This window comes from Citrobacter braakii, from assembly GCF_002075345.1.
Lineage (GTDB): Bacteria > Pseudomonadota > Gammaproteobacteria > Enterobacterales > Enterobacteriaceae > Citrobacter > Citrobacter braakii.
In genome coordinates, this window is the sequence record NZ_NAEW01000003.1 from 61,994 (window position 1) to 81,963 (window position 19,970).

Below are 19,970 nucleotides of genomic sequence, written 5' to 3' on the forward strand. Positions count from 1 at the left end.
TTACTGGCCTATTACAGGCAAAAATAGCTGTCTTGTGCCACACTTAGTCACGTTATGTTTTTGTTAACCACTCTTCTGGCGAGGAAAGTTCTCGCTGGTGCATAGATGATAAGGAGAATTTAATGAAACTCGTGCACATGGTAAGTGGTTTAGCGGTTGCAGTCGCTCTGGCGGCCTGTGCCGATAAAAGCGCTGATATTCAGACACCTGCGCCAAGCCCTAATACGTCAATTTCTGACACACAGTCTAAAATTCAGCAGCCAAATGTCTCCGGGACAGTATGGATCCGTCAGAAAGTGGCCTTGCCACCCGATGCGGTGCTAACCGTTACGCTGTCAGATGCTTCACTGGCCGATGCGCCGTCAAAAGTGCTGTCGCAAAAAGCGGTTCGTACTGAAGGTAAACAAGCGCCATTCAGCTTTGTATTACCGTTCAACCCGGCAGATATTCAACCTAACGCCCGTATTCTGTTGAGTGCGGCTATTACGGTAAATGATAAACTGGTCTTTATTACTGATACCGTTCAGACGGTCATCAATCAGGGTGGGACTAAAGCCGACCTGACGCTGGTCCCGGTACAGCAAACAGCAGTACCGGTTCAGGCGAGCGGTGGGGCTACTACCACGGTTCCGTCAACGTCACCAACCCAGGTGAATCCGTCATCTGCGGTTCCTGCTCCCACGCAGTACTAAGGTCGTTGTAACCCTCTCCGCCTGGAGAGGGTTAGTACACCCAGCGATAGCGCTGTAAATCGATCTGTCCGCTTCCTGAAACCACTATTCCTTCAGCCAGCAACGCCTGACGTTGTCGTTGTAGGTCGGGACCTGTCAGCGAAATGGCCCCGTGGCGATTGACCACCCGATGCCAGGGCAGGGTGCTGCCTTCGGGGAGACGCTTAAGCACGCCGCCTACCTGACGCGCAGCGCGCGGCGATCCCGCAAGCCTGGCAACATCGCCATACGTGGTGACGAAACCTTCGGGGATTGAAGCGACAATTTGCCAGACGCGTTGGGGGAAAGAGTCCTGTATATCCATCATTTATTCCTGCGCTAATCCTCCAGCATAATGCCGAATGGCGAAGGAGTGAAGCCGCATTGCACAAGAAAACAGCATCCGATGCTGGATGGGTTGCAATTACAGGGTGCAGCAGTGATAATGCGCCTGCGCGTTGGTTAACAACGCTCTCAATGGGGGCTCTGTTGGTTCTCCCGCAACACTACTCTGTTTACCAGGTCAGGTCCGGAAGGAAGCAGCCAAGGCAGATGACGTGTGTGCCGGGATGTAGCTGGCAGGGCCCCCACCCAATTCTGCCGTCCGGCAATTTCTCTTCTGTTTATCTTCTTTTCTTTGTCATCGTATCGTCATTTTATTGTCATCAAATACTGTCACTGTGTTTTGGGGATGTTATTTGAGCTTTTGCCGCCGCCATTGCGCTGTAATGACATGGTCTTACATCCGGTGTGTTGTGGCTGACCACAAGGATTTTCTACAATGTCGACCGCTGTATTGAATGTCAAAGTTGATGAGGCGCTAAAAGAAAAGCTTCGCCATTATGCTGAAGTGCATAATGAAAATTTGAGTATCGCCACGGAAAAACTGCTACTAATCGCGTTTTCCGCCATTGAAGAGGTGGGAGTCTCCGCTGAGGATATCGATAGCCAGCATACGGAAGAATCCGTAGTTGACGCACTGACTCCTAAAGAAATCAAAGCATTGCGAAGATTACTGAAGAAGAAAAAATGAAACAACAATCGCTCTCAACCGCCTGTAATTATGGCGAAGCCTGTGAAATGCTGCGCTCCGGTTATGTGAAACACGTTCGTCTGAGCTGGAATGTCGGCAGCGATGAGTTCTTCCGTATTGCCTCCGACTGGTGTGATGCCGGGGCAAAAATTAAGAAAGACGGTGAGAATTTCGTGATTTCCCTGAAGGGTTTTCCGGTTCCTCCTCAGCGGTAGTATTGCCAGGACCTCCTCGTCCATCACGGCATTCAAGAGCGGGTCCTTTAACTCGTCGTTTAGATTATTTTACGCATTTTCCCGCCGCTGGCCTGCAAACGCAGGCTATCCCAAATAGGTTGCAACACTCTGAAGGCGGCACATGCTGTGTCATCCGGCAACGTGAAGGGCATACGCAAAAAGCGGTCGAATGCGCCATCAAGGCCGAACCGCGTACCGGTTCCCAACTGAATGCCTGCACTTTCGGCGCGCGTGGCAAAGAGCGTCGCCAGCGTATCAGGCAGTTCAACCCAGAAAGAGAGTCCTCCTTGTGGCTGGGTAAATTGCCATTCTGGAAAATGTGAGTTCATCAGGCGCGAGCACAGGTCTCGCTGTGATGTGAGTCGGCGTCTTCTGTCAGGAAGAAAGTCCTCAGCGTTATCCAGCAGCCAACTGGTGGCGAGTTGTTCAAGCACCGGGGAGCCCAAATCGAAGGTGTCGCGGGTTTGGACCAGCGCGGCAATGGTACGCGCCGACGCCCGAATCCAGCCCAGACGTAATCCGCCCCAAAAGCTTTTCCCTGCTGAACCGAGCAGGATGATCGGGGCATCGCGATTGAATGCGGCAAGCGGCGGTGGCGGTGGGGCGTCATACCACAGGTTCACCATGGTCTCATCGACCACCAACGTCGTGCGGGTTCTTTCAGCAATATCCGCCACGACCTGGCGAGTAGCGGTGTCCATACAGCGCCCGGTCGGGTTGTGAAAATCCGGCATCAGATAGGCCATTCTCGGTGCAGTTTGCGCGATGGTGGCGACCAGACCCGCCGTATCCCAACCGTGCTCGGGCAGCGACACGCCGACGGGGCGACATGACGCCCCTTGTATTGCTGCAATGGCCAGCGGATAAGTGGGGTGATCTACCACTACGCGATCGCCGGGGCCGGTGAGTAAACGCAGGATCAACGCCAGACCGCTGACCGCGCCGTTCACGACCATTATTTCGTCGGGCTGCGTCGGGAGTCCGCGTTCGCAATAATGCCGGGCGATGGATTCACGCAAAACCGACAGTCCCTGCGGTAGATACCCGGAGCTCAGCAGATGCTGCGGCATTGCGAACAGAGCCTGCTGGTAAGCCTGATGAATTTCAGGACCGGCACTCAGCGCTGCCGTGGACAAATCAAGCGCTGTGCCAGTGCTGGTCCGCGTTGGCACATGGCGAATGTGTTCCGGCAGGATCACCCGTGAACCGCTACCATGTCGGCTTTCCAGATATCCCTCCTCACGCAGTTGCGCCATGGCGCTGGCGACGGTGGTTCGGCTGACTTGCAGAACGGCAGCGAGTTCGCGTTCACCGGGCAAGCGGCTATCCAGCGCCAGTCGCCCATCGAGGATCAGCAAACGTAACGCTTCTGCCAACTGTCGCCAGATGGGCGTTCGCGAGGGACTTTCCTGCCAGTGTCCGAGCAGGCGTTGCAAAGACTGGCTTCCGTAACGGCGAGATGACATAGCAGTCCACTTTTTGAAAACTGGACATTAATCATAGTGCCAATTGCGGTGAAGATGAAAGTTATCTGAGAGTAAGAGGGGAAGAACATGCTGCGTCGTTTACTTCAGCTGTTTATCGGGCTGACGCTGTACGGTGTGTCGACGGCGATGTTTGTCCGTGCCGATTTAGGGGCCGATCCGTGGAACGTGTTTCACCTGGGGGTGGCAAATTTACTGTCGATGAATATCGGCGTGGTGATTATTGCCGTGGGTGTGTTGGTGCTTCTGGCGTGGATACCGCTACGCCAGCGCCCAGGGTTTGGCACGTTAAGCAACGTGATTATGATTGGGCTGGCGGCAGATGTCGCGCTGCTGGTGATTCCGGGATTTGAATCCCTGCTGGCGCGCAGCGGGCTGCTGGTGTCAGCGGTGATACTGAATGCGTTAGCAACCGCTCTGTACATTGGTGCCGGTTTTGGCGCGGGCCCGCGTGACGGTCTGATGACTGGAATTCACGCGCGTACCGGCTGGCCAGTACGACGAATTCGAACCGCAATCGAAGTGTCCGTGTTGCTTATTGGTTGGCTGCTGGGGGGAACCGTTGGGTTTGGAACGGTGCTGTATGCACTGGCTATTGGGCCGCTGATTCAAATTTGCCTGCCATGGTTTTGCCATCAGCCGCAGGCGCGTATTCGCATCAGGAATGCGCCTGGGGCACGATCGCCTGCTGGCGACTAAACTTAACTTCGACTGACGCGGCCGGAATCGGCTTGCCGCGCAGTACACTTCGGAGGTTTTTCTCATGAAGTATGTTGATGGCTTTGTGGTTGCCGTACCCGCTGAAAACAAGGAGGCGTACATTGCGATGGCGGCAAAAGCAGCTCCGCTTTTCAAGGAGTTCGGTGCATTGCGCGTGGTGGAGTGCTGGGCAGATGATGTCCCCGACGGCAAACTGACCGATTTTCGCATGGCTGTGAAAGCGCAGGATCATGAAGAAGTGGTATTCAGCTGGATTGAATACCCTTCCAAAGAGGTCCGCGATGCGGCGAATCAGAAGATGATGTCCGATCCCCGTATGAAGGAATTCGGTGAATCTATGCCATTTGATGGCAAGCGAATGATCTACGGTGGATTTGCGCCCATTATGGAAGATTGATGTGACTGGCTGTGCGGCGTGCCGCCAGCCATCTCACCATCAACAGCCATGCTAAAGCCGTTTTTCTGCCCACAGAATAAATTCCGCTTTCGGCAGCGCTTTACTGTAGAGCCAGCCCTGACCGTACTGCACGCCGTGCTGACGTAGCCAGGATTCCTGATTCTCGGTTTCAATACCTTCTGCCACCATCTCCAGCTTCAGGGTTTTCGCGATCTCGATGATATGCGGCGTGACGTTGTTGTACTCCAGCGCATCGACGAACGATTTGTCAATCTTCAGGATATCCACATCCAGATCCTGCAAATAGCTAAGACTTGAATAGCCGGTACCAAAATCATCAATATAGATCGAATGGCCTGCCTGTCGGTATTTAGCAATAAACGGCGCGCTGTTTTTCGGGTCGGCAAATTCGCGTTCGGTCAGTTCCAGCGCGATTTGTGCAGGCTTAAGTTGCCAGTGGTTCACCTTCTGGCTTAACAGAGCAGGAAGTGTTTCGGAGGTCAGATCGGCTGACTCAAGGTTAATGGATATATGCTGGTGGGGATATTGACGCAGCCATTTTCCTAAATCGTCAAATACGCTTTCAATAATCAAACGGGTGAGCGGCTCTGAAAGCCCGGTCTCTTGCGCCAGTGCGACGAAAATCTCAGGTGACAGATAGCTCCCGTCGGCCTGTGGCCAGCGAGCCAGCGCCTCTGCCCCGACCACTTTCCCCGTTTTGAGCGAGATAATCGGTTGGTAGTAGACCTTGATATCCCGATGCTGGATAGCGTTCTGCAACTGGTGATGAGGGGACTGTAAACGGCGCAAAATACGCAGAATAAAGGCTGCGGTGAGTAAGCCGAGAAGGATCCCTGCCGGCAGCCAGATGAGCGCTTGTCGGTGCCAGCTTTTTTGCAAAGGTACAGTGGATGCCCAGGTTACAACCGTAATGCCCAGTTCGGGGAAGGGGCGGGCGTTATAAATACTGCCGTCTTTCTGAAGATGGGTAATCGAATGCTCTAGTTGCATATGTTGTAAAACATCCGGTGGCAGATCGGTGCTACTGGCTACCACCGTGTTACGCGCGGTACCAATGATAGCAACTTCAATCGGCCATGAGCCAAACGGGATGACATCAATAAAAGAACCGGGATCGATCATCACGACGTAATGCTTGCTACCTAATGCCGCCATAAAACGCTTGATGCCCAAATCGTTTTGCATGGTCAACCATGCGTGGTAGCCATCGGGCGTGATTTTCATTGCTGGAGGAAACGCGGCTGCCCGGCTTCTTTTTTCCAGGGATGAGCATTGTGGAACGTTATCTTTGAGGTACAGCACTTCCTGAATATAGCGATAGCTATATGACAAACGACGCATTTCAAGCAGATGCTCTTCACTACAAGGTTCACCCTGAAAAGCTTCAATATGGCGCAACGCTTTTTTGGCCTGTTCACCTACGCGTTCCGTACGTAATGCGACTCGGGTTGAGAACATATCGAGTTCATCGATAAATTTCGTTTCGACCTGACGATGCGCCAGCCACAGGCTTAAACCTACGGGCGCGAGGATGGAAAGAAACAGCACCCCAGTCACCAGGCTTATCAGATGTCGTGTTATCACAGTGATATCCTTATTAACACAGCGTAGGGAAAGTATATCCGAAAGCCGAAAAAGCAATTCGATTGGCATCATATATTTACGGCCACTTATCATCCCGTTTAACTCTTAATCGCGTAAACCAGGTTGTGATTTATACAAGAGTGGTGTATTTTTATGGTTATGTTATAACGTAACAAATTGAGGTTGCCATGAAGCCGGATATTCATCCTTTTTACCGTACTGTGGTGTTTCACGATACCAGCGCCAATGAATTTTTTAAGGTCGGCTCGACCATTAAAACGGAACGTGAGATTGAGTTTGAGGGGAAAATGTACCCGTACGTGACCCTGGATATCTCTTCCAAATCGCATCCGTACTATACCGGGAAACAAAAAACCTTTGATAACGAAGGCAGTGCAGCACGTTTCCAGAAACGTTTTGGTCATTTTATTGGCACTAAGCGAGGTTAAGATGCAGGTACTCAATTCACTTCGTAGTGCAAAACAGCGTCATCCTGACTGCCAGATAGTGAAACGCAAAGGACGTTTGTACGTAATCTGCAAAACGAATCCGCGCTTTAAAGCTGTTCAGGGTCGTAAAAAAAGACGTTAGTTTCTTTACCAACATTTCAGGGATTAAAGTGCGTTTCCTTCATCGGGACGCACTTTTTTTATCTGTGTTGAGATGTCGTTACTGGCTGGTCTGGGGACGGGTTAGCGTAAAGACATCGTAAAACGAGAGTTCACCCTTACGCGATATCATCTTTTGCAACTGCGCTTTATGTTCGCTATCGACGGAAGGTGAGTGCAGGATGGTATCGATGAGTGAAGGGGGGACAAAGCGCGTGTTATACCATTCCCCGTTATAGCAAACTCTGAAATCCAGTACGTCGATATCTTCAAAGCGGTATCGCGGCGCAACGTCGAAAAAGAAAAACGCGTTGAGTATGACGAACAGAACCACCAGCAGCCATACTGAATCGACTAACGTTTCTGACTGCAGCATCACCGCCAGCGTGGCAAACCACGCAACATACATGCCGATGAACAAGCCGGGATGTTTGCGAATAAAGCTGATGCTAAAGCGCGGTTTGTTGTCGCGCTTTTCGCGAATATTTAAGTCGTCGATGGTTTCGGTAAGCAGGCGCTGTATTTCTGTCATCTCTTGCCTTTGTGGTGTCTGCGATATTCAGATGCGATCGCCCTATTTTAAAAGGGGATACCTTGTGAAGAAAGTAACAGATTAACCACAATTTAGCATAACAGTTACATTTAAGATCACAGCGTTTTGATAATCCTGGCGGGATTGCCCCCAACCACGCAGTTTGCCGGAACGCTTTTCGTGACCACCGCGCCTGAGGCCACAACCACGTTATCACCCAACGTTACGCCAGGGTTTATCACTGCGCGTCCACCTATCCAGACGTTGTTGCCAATAGTCACGGGTTTGCCGAGCTCCAGGCCACTGTTTCGCTCGGTGGCATCCAGCGGGTGGGTGGCGGTATAAATATGGACTCCTGGGGCTAACATGCAGTTGTCGCCAATATGGATCGGGCAGACGTCGAGCATAACGCAGTCGAAGTTGGCGTAAAATTCTTTACCGAGATAAATGTTATAGCCGTAATCACAACGAAAAGAGGGTTCAATATAAGCCCCTTCGCTCTGGCCCAACAGCTCATGCAGGATAGCTTGTCGCGCATTTTTTTCATCGGGAGCGGTGAGGTTGTAGCGATGGGTCAACTGACGAGCGCGTAGTCGGTCGTGGCGCAATGTTTCATCCGCCGGGCGATAAAGTTCACCGGCGATCATTTTTTGCTTTTCATTACTCATTACGAATTTCCTGTGTACTGGAGGTCATTTCAACACAGTAAAACGCAATGCAAACAAGGGGAACGTTCCCACTTCTTCGCTGTGATCGTAGTCACGTGATTTGATTTAAATAACCATTGTAAATACGAAAATGGTCAGCCAGACAAATGTACCGCTATACCTGACTTAACCCGTGAGCAATTAGCGAATGAATTTCCAAACAGAAGTTGGAATCTTGTCGTAGAGCTTATTCATGGTCAATTCAGCAAGGCGGTGATCTGCTGCTGAGTAAAATACAGCCAGTTCGTTGTCGGACAATTCATATTTATTTTTTTCAATAACGCGCTCAAGTGTGTCAATTGTCTGACAACGTCGCAGGCGCATCAAATAATCAGTTTTAGTTAATGGTTTATCGGACATAAATCTTACCTATGATTGTAATAATTTTTAACAAGACAAACTAACAGGATTAGCCCTGGTGGCATTGACAAAACAGCGAAACAGTCGATTACCTGACTTCCGCCATTTCTGCAGATCCTGCGTATTAATACCATAACTGCTGAACAACATAAAAGTGTCATCCAGGTATTCATCTATCTGCGCGACCAGCTTATTGTCCTCATTGTACTTAATTTTATAATTAAGTGCGAAGGTTGCAATATGCTCTATCAGTTCATTGAGCTGCAAGCTGGTGGCAGAGGTAGGGTCATTAACCCAGCCATGGTTACTTTGTTCAAGGTTTGCAAGACAGTCATGATACAGGGTTTCGCAGAGAAATTTAAGCTGCGCGATATCATGTCTTTTGGGTGAGTATTCATCCATAACGCATCCCCTTCTTCGTGGCTTAAACTAACCGAACACCTTCGGGATGGATACAACAGACTACCTGGAACTTGCCCGCGACTCCTGATGATTTAACTATAATCTAGTCTAAAAAAGATTTCATCGTCATATCACGAAAAATTACAATTATGCAAACTTATGATGTCAGGTCATTTTTACATTTTAACAGATAAATGCGGTTATTCGGAATCGGACAATTTCTTTATTCTTCGGGCAATCATCGAGTTATCTTGATTAGGTTTAGCAACGAAAGGTAACAATCGACAATGTGAACCGCTTACCAGGAATAATCTTAATATTTATTAAAGTAAATAAGAACTCTCAATGATTTTTAAGAATAGCCTTTAAGGCTACAGGGATTATATCGCTTATTTACCCTGGAGAAAATAAACGAAATAGCAATAAGTGATTTTTATGATTTTTCCAGAAAAAAGGCCGCTTGCGCGGCCTTATCTTTAGAGATCTATCAATGATGGTCTACTGAGTGGCTATGCTCAAGATCTTCACTTTTGCGGCTAAAGCGGCGGCGTACCACCACAAAGAACACCGGAACAAAGAAGATAGCCAACACGGTTGCCGTCACCATCCCGCCCATTACGCCAGTACCAACGGCGTTCTGCGCGCCGGAGCCTGCGCCGGAGCTGATAACCAGCGGCATTACGCCCAGAATAAAGGCCAGCGATGTCATCAGGATCGGACGTAAACGCATGCGGACCGCATCCAGCGTCGCCTCTATCAGACCTTTACCCTCTTTATCCATCAAGTCTTTGGCGAATTCGACGATAAGTATCGCGTTCTTCGCCGACAACCCAATGGTTGTGAGCAGGCCTACCTGGAAGTAAACGTCGTTGGTCAGGCCGCGGAACGTTGCCGCCAGCAATGCACCGATAACACCTAACGGTACCACCAGCATGACGGAGAACGGAATTGACCAGCTCTCGTACAATGCCGCCAGACACAGGAATACGACAATCAGTGAAATGGCATACAGAGCAGGGGCTTGGTTGCCGGACAGTCGTTCCTGGTAGGACATACCGGTCCAGTCATAGCCGATACCGGATGGCAGTTTGCTGGCCAGTTCCTCCATCATTGCCATAGCTTCACCGGTACTTTTACCCGGTGCGGCCTGGCCTAAGATTTCCATGGAAGGCAGACCGTTATAGCGTTCCAGACGCGGTGAACCATATTCCCAACGTGAGGTAGAGAAGGCGGAGAACGGTACCATCTGTCCATCGCTGCCGCGGACATACCAGTTTCCAATATCTTCCGGCAACATACGGTATTTCGCTTCAGACATGATGTAAACTTTCTTCACACGACCACGGTCGATGAAGTCATTTACGTAGCTTCCGCCCCATGCTGCACCCAGCGTTGTATTAATATCACTAATGGATACACCCAGAGCCTGCGCTTTTTCCTGATCGATATCGATCTTGAACTGCGGCGTATCTTCCAGACCGTTAGGACGTACGCCGACTAACAGATCAGGATGTTTCGCAACTTCACCAAACAGCTGGTTACGCGCCTGGGTTAGCTTCTCATGACCTAAACCTGCCTGGTCAATCAGCTGGAAGTCGAAACCGGTCGCGGTCCCTAACTCCACAATCGCTGGCAGGTTAAAAGCAAAGACCATCGCGTCTTTAATCTGCGAGAATGCGCCCATCGCACGTTGAGTAATTGCCTCAACCTTGTTCTCCTCGCCTGGGCGTTCACTCCAGTCTTTCAGAGACACGAACGCGATACCGGTGTTCTGACCACGTCCTGCAAAACCGAAGCCGTTAACGGCAAACACCGATTCAACGTTCGCTTTTTCTTTGGTCAGATAGTAATCCGTCATTTCGTCCAGCACCTTCTGGGTACGCTCTTGCGTTGCACCCGCTGGCAGCTGAGCCATTGACAGGAATACCCCCTGGTCTTCATCCGGCAGGAACGAGCTTGGCAGACGAACGAACAGATAGGCCATACCCACGACGATGATCAGATACAGCGCCAGATAACGACCGGTGCTGCGCAGAATTCCGCCCACGCTGTCGGTGTAATGGTGCGTGCTCTTATCGAACATGCGGTTAAACCAGCCGAAGAAACCTTTTTTGCCTTCTCCGTGATCGCCTTTAGCAACCGGTTTGAGCATGGTCGCACACAGGGCAGGGGTCAGAATCAATGCCACCAGGACTGATAACGCCATCGCCGAAACAATGGTGATGGAGAACTGACGGTAAATTGCACCGGTAGATCCCCCGAAGAAGGCCATCGGAATAAATACCGCTGACAGCACCATAGCGATACCAACCAGTGCGCCCTGAATCTGGCCCATCGATTTACGTGTTGCTTCCTTCGGCGGTAGCCCTTCCTCAGCCATTACACGTTCAACGTTCTCGACCACAACGATGGCGTCATCCACCAACAGGCCGATGGCGAGCACCATCCCGAACATCGTCAGCGTGTTTATCGAGAAGCCGAAAATCGCAAGGACGGCAAACGTACCCAATAGCACCACCGGCACGGCGATAGTCGGAATCAGCGTCGCGCGGAAGTTCTGCAGGAACAGATACATTACCAGGAACACGAGGATGATGGCTTCCGCCAGCGTTTTCACTACTTCGTGAATAGATATTTTCACGAACGGCGTGGTGTCATACGGGTAAACGATCTTCAGACCTGACGGGAAGAACGGTTCCATCTTCTTCAGTTCATCGCGGATAGCGTTTGCGGTGTCCAGGGCGTTAGCGCCTGTCGCCAGCTTGATACCCAGACCGGATGCCGGTTTACCGTTGAACTTCGCAATGATGTCGTAGTTCTCGCCACCCAGTTCGACTTTCGCTACGTCACGCAGACGCACCTGGGAACCGTCCTGATTCACTTTCAGCAGAATTTTGCTGAACTCATCGGCAGAGGTCAGACGGGTTTGCGCGATGATCGAAGCGTTAAGTTGCTGGCCTTTCACCGGCGGCGTACCGCCTAACTGACCGGCTGCAACCTGGGCGTTCTGCGCTTTGATGGCGCTGATCACATCAACCGGCGTCAGCTGGAAGTTATTCAGTTTGTTCGGATCCATCCAGATGCGCATCGCGTACTGGGAACCGAACAGCTGAACATCACCCACACCTGAAGTACGGCTGATGGCGTCCTTCATGTTGGCGCCCACGTAGTCGGAAATATCCTCCTGCGTCATGGTGCCGTTGGTGTTGATTACGCCGACAACCATCAGGAAGCTACTGGATGATTTCTCAACGCTCACACCCTGTTGTTGTACTTCCTGCGGCAGAAGCGGCATTGCCAGCTGCAGTTTGTTCTGCACCTGTACCTGCGCGATATCCGCATCAGTACCAGACTGAAAGGTAAGCGTGATCTGCACGGTACCCGTGGAGTCACTGTTTGAGGACATGTACATCAGGTTATCGATACCGTTCATATTCTGTTCGATAACCTGAGTAACAGTATCCTGTACTGTTTTGGCATCAGCGCCAGGGTAGGTCGCGGAGATCGTCACTGCTGGCGGTGCAATAGTCGGATATTGCGCTACCGGCAATTTGAGGATCGCGAGCCCCCCTGCCAACATGATGATAATGGCGATCACCCACGCAAATATTGGGCGATCGATAAAGAAATTAGGCATGTCTTAACGGCTCCTGTTTAAGTTAAGACTTGGACTGTTCAGGCTGGCTACCGCTTGCAGCTTGCTGGTTGTTTTCAGCGGTGATTTCCTGCGCTTTTACCTGCGCGCCAGGACGTACTTTTTGCAGCCCAGTGACAATCACGCGGTCGCCCGGTTTAAGTCCATCAGTGACTAACCATTTGTCGCCAATCGCTTGTGCGGCGACAATTTGACGGGTTTCAACTTTGTTGTCTGCACCGATAACCAATGCACTGGCATCGCCACGCGGTGTGCGGGTAACGCCTTGCTGTGGAACCAGTAGTGCAGTTGGGTTAGTCCCTTCTTCCAGACGAGCACGGACGAACATACCCGGCAGTAAGGTGTGATCCGGGTTAGGGAAGATTGCGCGTAACGTAATCGACCCGGTGGTTTGATCTACCGTGACATCAGAAAATTCCAGCGTACCGGACTGCGGGAATTTAATGCCGTCATTGGTCACCAGTTCGACTTTCGCTTTACCGTTTTCCTGCTTCAGCGTGCCGTTGGCCAATTCTTGTTTCAGGCGCAGGAAATCGTTGCTTGACTGCGTCACGTCCACATAGATGGGATCCAACTGCTGAACGGTTGCCAGTGCGGTTGCCTGACCGTTTTGCACCAGAGCGCCTTCAGTAACGGATGATTTACCAATGCGGCCGCTGATCGGCGACGTCACTTTGGTATAAGCCAGATTGATGCGTGCAGTTTCTACCGCGGCTTTCGCGGCGACAACGGAGGCGTTCGCCTGTTGTGCGTCTGCCAGTGCACTATCGTAATCCTGTTGACTGATGTACTTAGTACCCAACAGTTTCTGATAACGTTTGACCGTCAGTTGAGCGATATTTGCTGCGGCTTGTGCTTTTGCCAGATCGCCTTTTGCGCTTTCATAAGCGGCCTGGTAAGTAGCAGGATCAATCTGATAGAGAGATACACCCGCTTCGATGTCACCACCTTCCGTGAAATTACGCTTCAGGATAATACCGCTAACCTGAGGACGAACTTCTGCAATGCGATACGCACTGGTGCGACCCGGGAGTTCGGTTGTTATCTGTAGAGGTTCAGTTTTGAGCGTAACAACTCCAACCTCTGGCATCTGCTGGCCCCCTTGTTGGGCCTGTTTGTCGTCACATCCTGTTAGCGCTAAGCTGCCTGAGAGCATCAGAACGACTGCCAGAGGCGTTAACCCTCTGTTTTTGTTCATATGTAAACCTCGAGTGTCCGATTTCAAATTGATCAATGGCTGAAAGCCCATAAACCCATTGCTGCGTTTATATTATCGTCGTGCTATGGTACATACATTCACAAATGTATGTAAATCTAACGCCTGTAAATTCACTGACCTATGGCACGAAAAACCAAACAACAAGCACAGGAAACTCGACAGCACATTCTCGATGTTGCTCTGCGTTTGTTTTCGCAACAAGGGGTATCATCCACCTCGCTTGCGGAGATCGCAGCAGCCGCTGGTGTCACGCGCGGCGCGATCTATTGGCATTTCAAAAACAAATCGGATTTATTCAGTGAAATCTGGGAGCTAGCAAAACCTAACATTGATGAGTTAGAGACTGAGTATCAGGCAAAATTCCCCGACGATCCACTATCAGTATTAAGAGAAATTTTAATTTACGTTCTTGAAGCTACCGTGACAGAAGAACGCCGACGTTTATTGTTGGAAATTATATTCCACAAATGCGAATTTGTCGGGGAAATGGCCTCAGTTCAGCTAGCTCAACGCAGTCTGTGTATTGAAAATTACGACCGTATCGAACAAACATTGCGGCACTGCATGAACGCCAACATGCTGCCGGAAAATCTGAACACGCGTCGCGTGGCGGTGCTGCTGCGTAGTTATGTTACCGGAATTATCGAGAACTGGTTATTTGCCCCTGAATCTTTTGATCTGAAAAAAGAGGCTCGGGAATACGTCGCCGTGCTGCTTGAGATGTGTCTTCTCTGCCCTACCTTGCGGGTTAACGTAGCGGAAACCTGTTAACTCTCTGGGTCTGTGCCAGGAATTCTCCTGGTCATTTTGCCTCCTGCTATTCTGCCGGTCACAGCCGTGATATTCTTGCCGCTTGACTATTTTCGGTCACTTTTCCGGTTCAGAAACCTTCATTCTCATGACTATGTTGCAGCTCTATAAACGTTCACAGCATCTTATTGCTATTACCATTCTTTTCTTCATTCTTTTGCTATCCTGCCAGTCATCTGCATTTGCGCGGGCGCAACAGAGTGGTGAACTGCCGACGAAAGCGGATATTCAGAGCCAGTTAGACACGCTGAATAAACAAAAAGATCTCTCCGCACAGGATAAGCTGGTTCAACAGGATCTCATCGATACCATTGCCACGCTGGATAAAATCGATCGTGTGAAGGATGAAACCGTACAGCTTCGGCAAAAAGTTGCCCAGGCGCCGGAGAAAATGCGTCAGGCGACGGATGCGCTAAATTCGCTTAGCGATGTCGATAATGACGATGAAACGCGAAAAACGCTGAGTACGCTCTCCTTACGACAGCTTGAGTCGCGCGTGTCGCAGGTCCTGGATGACCTGCAAAGCTCGCAAAACGATCTGGCCGCTTACAACAGCCAATTGGTATCGCTGCAGACACAGCCAGAGCGTGTACAAAATGCGATGTACACCGCGTCGCAACAGATGCAGCAAATCCGCAATCGACTCGATGGCACCACTGTGGGAGAGGCGGCTTTACGCCCCAGCCAGCAGGTGCTGCTGCAGGCGCAGCAAGCGTTGCTGAACGCGCAGATCGACCAGCAGCGTAAGAGCCTCGAAGGGAATACCGTTTTGCAGGATACCCTGCAAAAACAACGCGATTATGTGACGGCGCACACTAACCGCCTTGAACACCAGCTCCAGCTCCTGCAAGAGGCGGTGAACAGCAAACGACTGACGTTAACCGAAAAGACGGCACAGGAAGCGGTAACGCCGGACGAAGCCGAGCGTATTCAGTCCAATCCGTTAGTGAAGCAGGAACTTGATGTTAACCATCAGCTCAGCCAGCGCCTGATTGCCGCGACTGAAAACGGCAACAGCCTGATGCAGCAAAATATCAAGGTCAAAAACTGGCTTGACCGCGCGCTGCAATCCGAACGCAACATTAAAGAGCAGATCGCCGTTCTGAAAGGCAGTCTGCTGCTGTCGCGCATTTTATATCAGCAACAACAAACGCTGCCGTCGGCGGATGAGCTTGCCGATATGACCAACCGGATCGCCGATTTGCGTCTGGAGCAGTTCGAAGTCAACCAGCAGCGCGATACGTTGTTCCAGAATGATGCGTTTGTCGCCAAACTGGAAGAAGGGCACAGCAACGACGTTAACCCTGAAGTCCATGATGCCCTGCTGCAGGTCGTGGATATGCGTCGTGAACTGTTGGATCAGCTAAATAAGCAGCTGGGCAACCAGTTGATGATGGCGATTAATCTGCAAATCAACCAGCAGCAGTTAATGAGCGTGTCGAAAAACCTGAAAGAGATCCTCACGCAACAAATCTTCTGGGTTAACAGTAACCGTCCGATGGACTGGGACTGGATCAAAGCCTTCCCGCAAACCCTAAAAGACCAGTTTAAGTCGATGAAAATCACGGTGAACTGGGAAAAAGCCTGGCCCGCCGTGTTTATTGCGTTCCTGGCAGGGCTGCCGCTGCTGCTTATCGCCGGGTTAATCCGTTGGCGTTTGAAGTGGCTGAAGGATTATCAGGCAAAATTAGCCGCCGCGGTGGGGAACCTGCGCAATGACAGTCAGCTTAATACGCCAAAAGCGATTCTGATCGATCTCATCAGAGCCTTGCCGGCGTGTCTGATTATCCTCGCGGTGGGTCTGATTCTGCTGACTATGCAACTGAATATTAGCGACCTGCTGTGGGCGTTCAGTAAGAAGATGACCATCTTCTGGCTGGTGTTTGGTCTGTGCTGGAAGGTGCTGGAAAAAGATGGCGTGGCGATACGTCATTTTGGCATGCCAGCGAAGCAGACCAGCCACTGGCGTCGCCAGATTGTGCGTATTAGCCTTGCGCTGTTGCCGCTTAACTTCTGGTCGGTCATTGCTGAGTTGTCGCCGCTTAATTTGATGGACGATGTGCTTGGCCAGGTGGTCATTTTCCTCAACCTGCTGCTGATCGCCTTCCTGGTATGGCCAATGTGCCGCGAAAGCTGGCGTGACAAAGAGTCGCATGGTCTGCGTCTGGTCACTATTACCGTGCTGTCTATTATTCCGATTGCATTAATGGTGCTGACGGCGACAGGGTATTTCTACACCACGCTGCGTCTGGCGGGCCGCTGGATTGAAACGGTCTATCTGGTTATCCTCTGGAATCTGCTGTACCAGACGGTGCTGCGAGGGTTGAGCGTAGCGGCTCGCCGTATCGCCTGGCGTCGTGCGTTAGCGCGTCGTCAAAACCTGGTGAAAGAAGGGGCCGAAGGCGCAGAGCCGCAGGAAGAACCGACTATTGCGCTGGAGCAGGTTAACCAGCAAACGCTGCGTATAACCATGCTGGTGATGGTTGCCCTGTTTGGTGTTCTGTTCTGGGCCATTTGGTCTGATTTGATCACCGTGTTCAGCTATCTCGACAGCATAACGCTCTGGCATTACAACGGCACCGAAGCGGGTGCGGCAGTGGTGAAAGACGTCACCATGGGCAGCCTGTTGTTTGCGATTATTGCGTCAATGGTCGCGTGGGCGCTGATCCGCAACTTACCCGGCCTGCTGGAAGTGCTGGTGCTCTCGCGACTGAAGATGCGCCAGGGGGCTTCTTATGCGATCACCACGATCCTGAATTACGCCATCATCGCCATCGGTGCGATGACGGTCTTCGGATCGCTCGGCGTTTCGTGGGATAAGTTACAGTGGCTGGCCGCTGCTCTCTCGGTTGGTCTTGGTTTCGGCTTGCAGGAAATTTTCGGTAACTTTGTTTCCGGTCTGATTATTCTGTTTGAACGCCCGGTACGCATCGGCGATACCGTGACCATCGGTACGTTCTCCGGAACGGTCAGCAAGATCCGTATCCGTGCCACCACCATTACTGACTTCGATCGTAAAGAGGTGATCATCCCGAACAAAGCATTCGTGACGGAGCGTTTGATCAACTGGTCGCTCTCCGATACCACCACGCGTCTGGTGATCCGCATTGGCGTGGCCTATGGTTCGGATCTGGACAAAGTGAAGAAGGTGCTGTTGCAGGCGGCGACAGAACACCCGAAAGTGATGCACGATCCGGAGCCTGCAGTGTTCTTTACCGCCTTCGGCGCCAGTACGCTGGATCATGAGCTGCGTTTATACGTGCGTGAATTGCGCGATCGTAGCCACACGGTTGATGAACTTAACCGGGCGGTCGATCGTTTGTGCCGTGAAAATGACATTGATATCGCCTTTAACCAGCTCGAAGTTCACCTGCATAACGCGAAAGGTGACACCGTGACCGAGGTAAAACGTGACATCATTAAAGGTGACGATCCGACGCCTTCGGTAGGTTAACAGAAATAATCATCAGGCCTGCGAGCTTCGATTCATTCGTAGGCCTGATAAGTGCAACGCCATCAGGTTTTCAGTTACCGCTCTTTTTTAGATAAAGAGAGCAGTTTCTTCTCGTAATCCTGCTTCACAATCTCCAGTGCTTTCAGAACTGTTTCAGGCTCCATCTGATTCTCTTCAAGCAGGACAATCAAATCGACGGCCAGTTTGACTTCATCTGGGGCGTTCTCTAATGACATAAATTCTCCGGGGATTAGCGGGTTAAACGCGCCAGCACATTATCTATTCTTGCCAGTGCATGACGACAGCGTGCCAGTCGTGCTTCGAATGCCTCTACTTCGCGATGCAGTTTTTGCTGTTCTTCAAAGCCCGTAACCTGTGCCAGGCGTTCTTTACGTTCACGCGTCATTTCAACCAGGCGGCGCTCAAACTCCTGGTGTTGAACTCGCTTACGCTGCCAGCGCGCCAGACCAGGAGAGGCGCAGTCCCACTCCCGGAGCGACCAACTGGCGGTTTCACGTGAAATCGCCTCTAACTGTGAGGCAAGGTGTTCCGTAAGCCAGGTAATTTGTGGTAGTTGTTGCTGTTCAACTGCGCGACGTAGAGCAGTGAGATTATCATCAGCTTCATCCAGACAGGCCTGTAGCAACGTGCTGCGGGTGTGAAACAGATGCCTGTCAAAGCGGGCGCTAAGCGTGGCATGGTGTGCCAGTGGGGCACAACGCTGCCGCAAGCGGTTAAGCTGGTTTTCGAGCGTCTGAAGCAGCATGACGGTTTTCACGACAACACTCCGATGAAAATGAGAACTGTTATGATAAAGTAGCGATTCTCTGTGTTAAGTATTCATATTATGCAACGCATTATTCTAATCATCATAGGCTGGATAGCGGTAGTGTTAGGAACGCTGGGCGTTGTATTGCCTCTGTTGCCGACAACGCCGTTTATCTTGCTGGCCGCCTGGTGTTTTGCTCGCTCATCGCCGCGTTTTCACGACTGGTTGCTGTACCGTTCGTGGTTCGGCGGGTATCTGCGCCACTGGCAAAAACACCGCGCGATGCCGCCGGGAGCAAAGCCGCGCGCTATTTTGTTGATCCTGGTAACGTTTAGTATTTCACTGTGGCTGGTCAATATGATGTGGGTACGCGGCCTGCTGCTGGTTATTCTCGCCTGTTTACTGATTTTTATGTGGCGGATCCCGGTGATTGATGAAAAACAACAAAAGCAGTAAAGCGCAATAAACGCTGTTGCAATTGTCTCTCACAGCCAGTAAATTCGACCGTTTTCGAGCACAGGCGCAGGTGGTCAAAGGTTAAGCAAATATAACCTTGGCTCTTATACAGACACAAAATCATTCAAGATACGTCGAGGATGAAGTGTATTGTGCGCCGTGAAGTAATACTGTATTAATCAGGCACAAACTTATGACCGCGACTGCACAGCAGCTTGAGTTTCTCAAAAATAGCATCAAAAGCATCCACGATTACCCAAAACCGGGCATTCTTTTTCGTGATGTCACCAGTTTACTGGAAGACCCGAAAGCCTACGCCCTCAGTATTGAATTGCTGGTTGAACGCTACAAAAATGCGGGTATCACTAAAGTGGTTGGTACCGAAGCGCGTGGCTTCCTGTTTGGCGCGCCGGTAGCGTTGGGTCTGGGCGTTGGTTTTGTTCCGGTACGTAAACCCCGTAAGCTTCCGCGTGAAGTTATTGCTGAGAGCTATGAGCTGGAATACGGCACCGATCAACTGGAAATCCACGTAGATGCCATCAAACCTGGTGATAAAGTTCTGGTTGTGGACGACCTGCTGGCAACCGGCGGCACGATTGAAGCGACCGTGAAACTGATCCGCCGTCTGGGTGGCGAAGTGACCGATGCTGCATTTATCATTAACCTGTTTGATCTGGGTGGCGAGCAGCGTCTGGAAAAGCAGGGACTGACCTGTTATAGCCTGGTTCCATTCCCGGGCCACTAATTTCGGGCTATCTTATCTCGGCAGATTAATACCGAGACACACAACCTCGCCGTCGCTGCGAGGTTGTG

The 19,970-nt window shown here is 51.1% G+C and carries 21 protein-coding genes, 1 other RNA gene and 1 pseudogene; 12 read left to right on the plus strand and 11 right to left on the minus strand.

Annotated elements, in window-relative coordinates; all coding sequences use genetic code 11:
• Positions 1 to 122: 122 nt before the first annotated feature.
• Positions 123 to 692 (plus strand): YbaY family lipoprotein, encoded by a 570-nt coding sequence (locus tag BZK42_RS07495; protein ID WP_016152063.1) that lies wholly within the window; start codon positions 123 to 125, stop codon positions 690 to 692.
• A 31-nt stretch (positions 693 to 723) separates the two neighbouring features.
• Here BZK42_RS07495 and BZK42_RS07500 read toward each other — a convergent pair.
• Positions 724 to 1,113 (minus strand): annotated as a pseudogene (locus tag BZK42_RS07500) (MGMT family protein).
• 84 nt (positions 1,114 to 1,197) lie between these two features.
• Between BZK42_RS07500 and ffs the strand changes: the two are divergent.
• The 3 genes from ffs (at position 1,198) to BZK42_RS07515 (ending at position 1,958) form a co-directional block, all read left to right on the plus strand.
• Positions 1,198 to 1,294, plus strand: an RNA gene (gene ffs / locus BZK42_RS07505) — signal recognition particle sRNA small type.
• 197 nt (positions 1,295 to 1,491) lie between these two features.
• Positions 1,492 to 1,743, plus strand: a complete 252-nt coding sequence (locus BZK42_RS07510; RefSeq protein WP_016152065.1) for a hypothetical protein — start codon at positions 1,492 to 1,494, stop codon at positions 1,741 to 1,743.
• Positions 1,740 to 1,958, plus strand: a complete 219-nt coding sequence (locus BZK42_RS07515) for a hypothetical protein (RefSeq protein ID WP_016152066.1) — start codon at positions 1,740 to 1,742, stop codon at positions 1,956 to 1,958. Before BZK42_RS07510 ends, BZK42_RS07515 begins: the two co-directional genes overlap by 4 nt.
• A gap of 59 nt (positions 1,959 to 2,017) precedes the next feature.
• On the opposite strand, the gene yczR is transcribed toward BZK42_RS07515, so the two are convergent.
• On the minus strand, positions 2,018 to 3,445 hold the full coding sequence (gene yczR / locus BZK42_RS07520; protein ID WP_080858961.1) for a MocR-like transcription factor YczR: 1,428 nt from the start codon (positions 3,443 to 3,445) through the stop codon (positions 2,018 to 2,020).
• 87 nt (positions 3,446 to 3,532) lie between these two features.
• Between yczR and yczE the strand changes: the two genes are divergently transcribed.
• Positions 3,533 to 4,162, plus strand: a complete 630-nt coding sequence (gene yczE / locus BZK42_RS07525; protein WP_016155872.1) for a membrane protein YczE — start codon at positions 3,533 to 3,535, stop codon at positions 4,160 to 4,162.
• A gap of 64 nt (positions 4,163 to 4,226) precedes the next feature.
• Positions 4,227 to 4,580 (plus strand): DUF1428 domain-containing protein, encoded by a 354-nt coding sequence (locus BZK42_RS07530; RefSeq protein ID WP_080858962.1) that lies wholly within the window; start codon positions 4,227 to 4,229, stop codon positions 4,578 to 4,580.
• A gap of 51 nt (positions 4,581 to 4,631) precedes the next feature.
• Here the strand turns inward: BZK42_RS07530 and BZK42_RS07535 are convergent, their stop codons facing one another.
• A complete protein-coding gene (locus BZK42_RS07535; protein ID WP_080858963.1) occupies positions 4,632 to 6,185 on the minus strand; it encodes an EAL domain-containing protein in 1,554 nt (517 codons plus the stop codon).
• A gap of 188 nt (positions 6,186 to 6,373) precedes the next feature.
• Here BZK42_RS07535 and BZK42_RS07540 point away from each other — a divergent pair, with 188 nt between their 5' ends.
• Together BZK42_RS07540 and ykgO are read left to right on the plus strand one after the other, a co-directional pair.
• Complete coding sequence (locus BZK42_RS07540; RefSeq protein ID WP_016152070.1) at positions 6,374 to 6,634, plus strand: type B 50S ribosomal protein L31; 261 nt, start codon at positions 6,374 to 6,376, stop codon at positions 6,632 to 6,634.
• Between the two features lies 1 nt (position 6,635).
• Positions 6,636 to 6,776, plus strand: coding sequence for a type B 50S ribosomal protein L36 (gene ykgO, locus BZK42_RS07545; RefSeq protein ID WP_005125190.1), 141 nt, complete (start codon positions 6,636 to 6,638; stop codon positions 6,774 to 6,776).
• A 78-nt stretch (positions 6,777 to 6,854) separates the two neighbouring features.
• Here the strand turns inward: ykgO and BZK42_RS07550 are convergent, their stop codons facing one another.
• The 6 genes from BZK42_RS07550 to acrA all read right to left on the minus strand — a co-directional run bounded on the left by BZK42_RS07550 (position 6,855) and on the right by acrA (position 13,647).
• On the minus strand, positions 6,855 to 7,325 hold the full coding sequence (locus tag BZK42_RS07550; RefSeq protein ID WP_016152071.1) for a YlaC family protein: 471 nt from the start codon (positions 7,323 to 7,325) through the stop codon (positions 6,855 to 6,857).
• Positions 7,326 to 7,441: 116 nt separating this feature from the next.
• Positions 7,442 to 7,993 (minus strand): maltose O-acetyltransferase, encoded by a 552-nt coding sequence (gene maa / locus BZK42_RS07555; RefSeq protein ID WP_046276082.1) that lies wholly within the window; start codon positions 7,991 to 7,993, stop codon positions 7,442 to 7,444.
• A 180-nt stretch (positions 7,994 to 8,173) separates the two neighbouring features.
• Positions 8,174 to 8,392, minus strand: a complete 219-nt coding sequence (locus tag BZK42_RS07560; protein WP_002892050.1) for an HHA domain-containing protein — start codon at positions 8,390 to 8,392, stop codon at positions 8,174 to 8,176.
• 27 nt (positions 8,393 to 8,419) lie between these two features.
• Entirely contained in the window at positions 8,420 to 8,794 is a 375-nt protein-coding gene (tomB, locus tag BZK42_RS07565) for an Hha toxicity modulator TomB (RefSeq protein ID WP_019076175.1), read from the minus strand.
• A gap of 487 nt (positions 8,795 to 9,281) precedes the next feature.
• Entirely contained in the window at positions 9,282 to 12,431 is a 3,150-nt protein-coding gene (gene acrB, locus BZK42_RS07570) for an efflux RND transporter permease AcrB (RefSeq protein WP_016152073.1), read from the minus strand.
• A 22-nt stretch (positions 12,432 to 12,453) separates the two neighbouring features.
• On the minus strand, positions 12,454 to 13,647 hold the full coding sequence (acrA, locus tag BZK42_RS07575; RefSeq protein ID WP_047416860.1) for a multidrug efflux RND transporter periplasmic adaptor subunit AcrA: 1,194 nt from the start codon (positions 13,645 to 13,647) through the stop codon (positions 12,454 to 12,456).
• A 141-nt stretch (positions 13,648 to 13,788) separates the two neighbouring features.
• Here acrA and acrR point away from each other — a divergent pair, with 141 nt between their 5' ends.
• Positions 13,789 to 14,439 carry a multidrug efflux transporter transcriptional repressor AcrR gene (acrR, locus tag BZK42_RS07580; protein ID WP_016152075.1) on the plus strand — a complete coding sequence of 217 codons (651 nt, stop codon included), beginning with the start codon at positions 13,789 to 13,791 and terminating at the stop codon, positions 14,437 to 14,439.
• 127 nt (positions 14,440 to 14,566) lie between these two features.
• Complete coding sequence (gene mscK, locus BZK42_RS07585; RefSeq protein WP_047358019.1) at positions 14,567 to 17,932, plus strand: mechanosensitive channel MscK; 3,366 nt, start codon at positions 14,567 to 14,569, stop codon at positions 17,930 to 17,932.
• Between the two features lie 74 nt (positions 17,933 to 18,006).
• Here mscK and rsmS read toward each other — a convergent pair whose 3' ends face one another.
• Positions 18,007 to 18,168 (minus strand): pleiotropic regulatory protein RsmS, encoded by a 162-nt coding sequence (rsmS, locus tag BZK42_RS07590; RefSeq protein ID WP_019076177.1) that lies wholly within the window; start codon positions 18,166 to 18,168, stop codon positions 18,007 to 18,009.
• A 14-nt stretch (positions 18,169 to 18,182) separates the two neighbouring features.
• Complete coding sequence (gene priC, locus BZK42_RS07595) at positions 18,183 to 18,710, minus strand: primosomal replication protein N'' (RefSeq protein ID WP_029139438.1); 528 nt, start codon at positions 18,708 to 18,710, stop codon at positions 18,183 to 18,185.
• Positions 18,711 to 18,779: 69 nt separating this feature from the next.
• On the opposite strand from priC, the gene BZK42_RS07600 reads away from it, so the two are divergent.
• A complete protein-coding gene (locus BZK42_RS07600; RefSeq protein ID WP_029139439.1) occupies positions 18,780 to 19,157 on the plus strand; it encodes a DUF454 family protein in 378 nt (125 codons plus the stop codon).
• A gap of 193 nt (positions 19,158 to 19,350) precedes the next feature.
• Positions 19,351 to 19,902 (plus strand): adenine phosphoribosyltransferase, encoded by a 552-nt coding sequence (gene apt / locus BZK42_RS07610; RefSeq protein ID WP_006685676.1) that lies wholly within the window; start codon positions 19,351 to 19,353, stop codon positions 19,900 to 19,902.
• Positions 19,903 to 19,970: the final 68 nt, after the last annotated feature.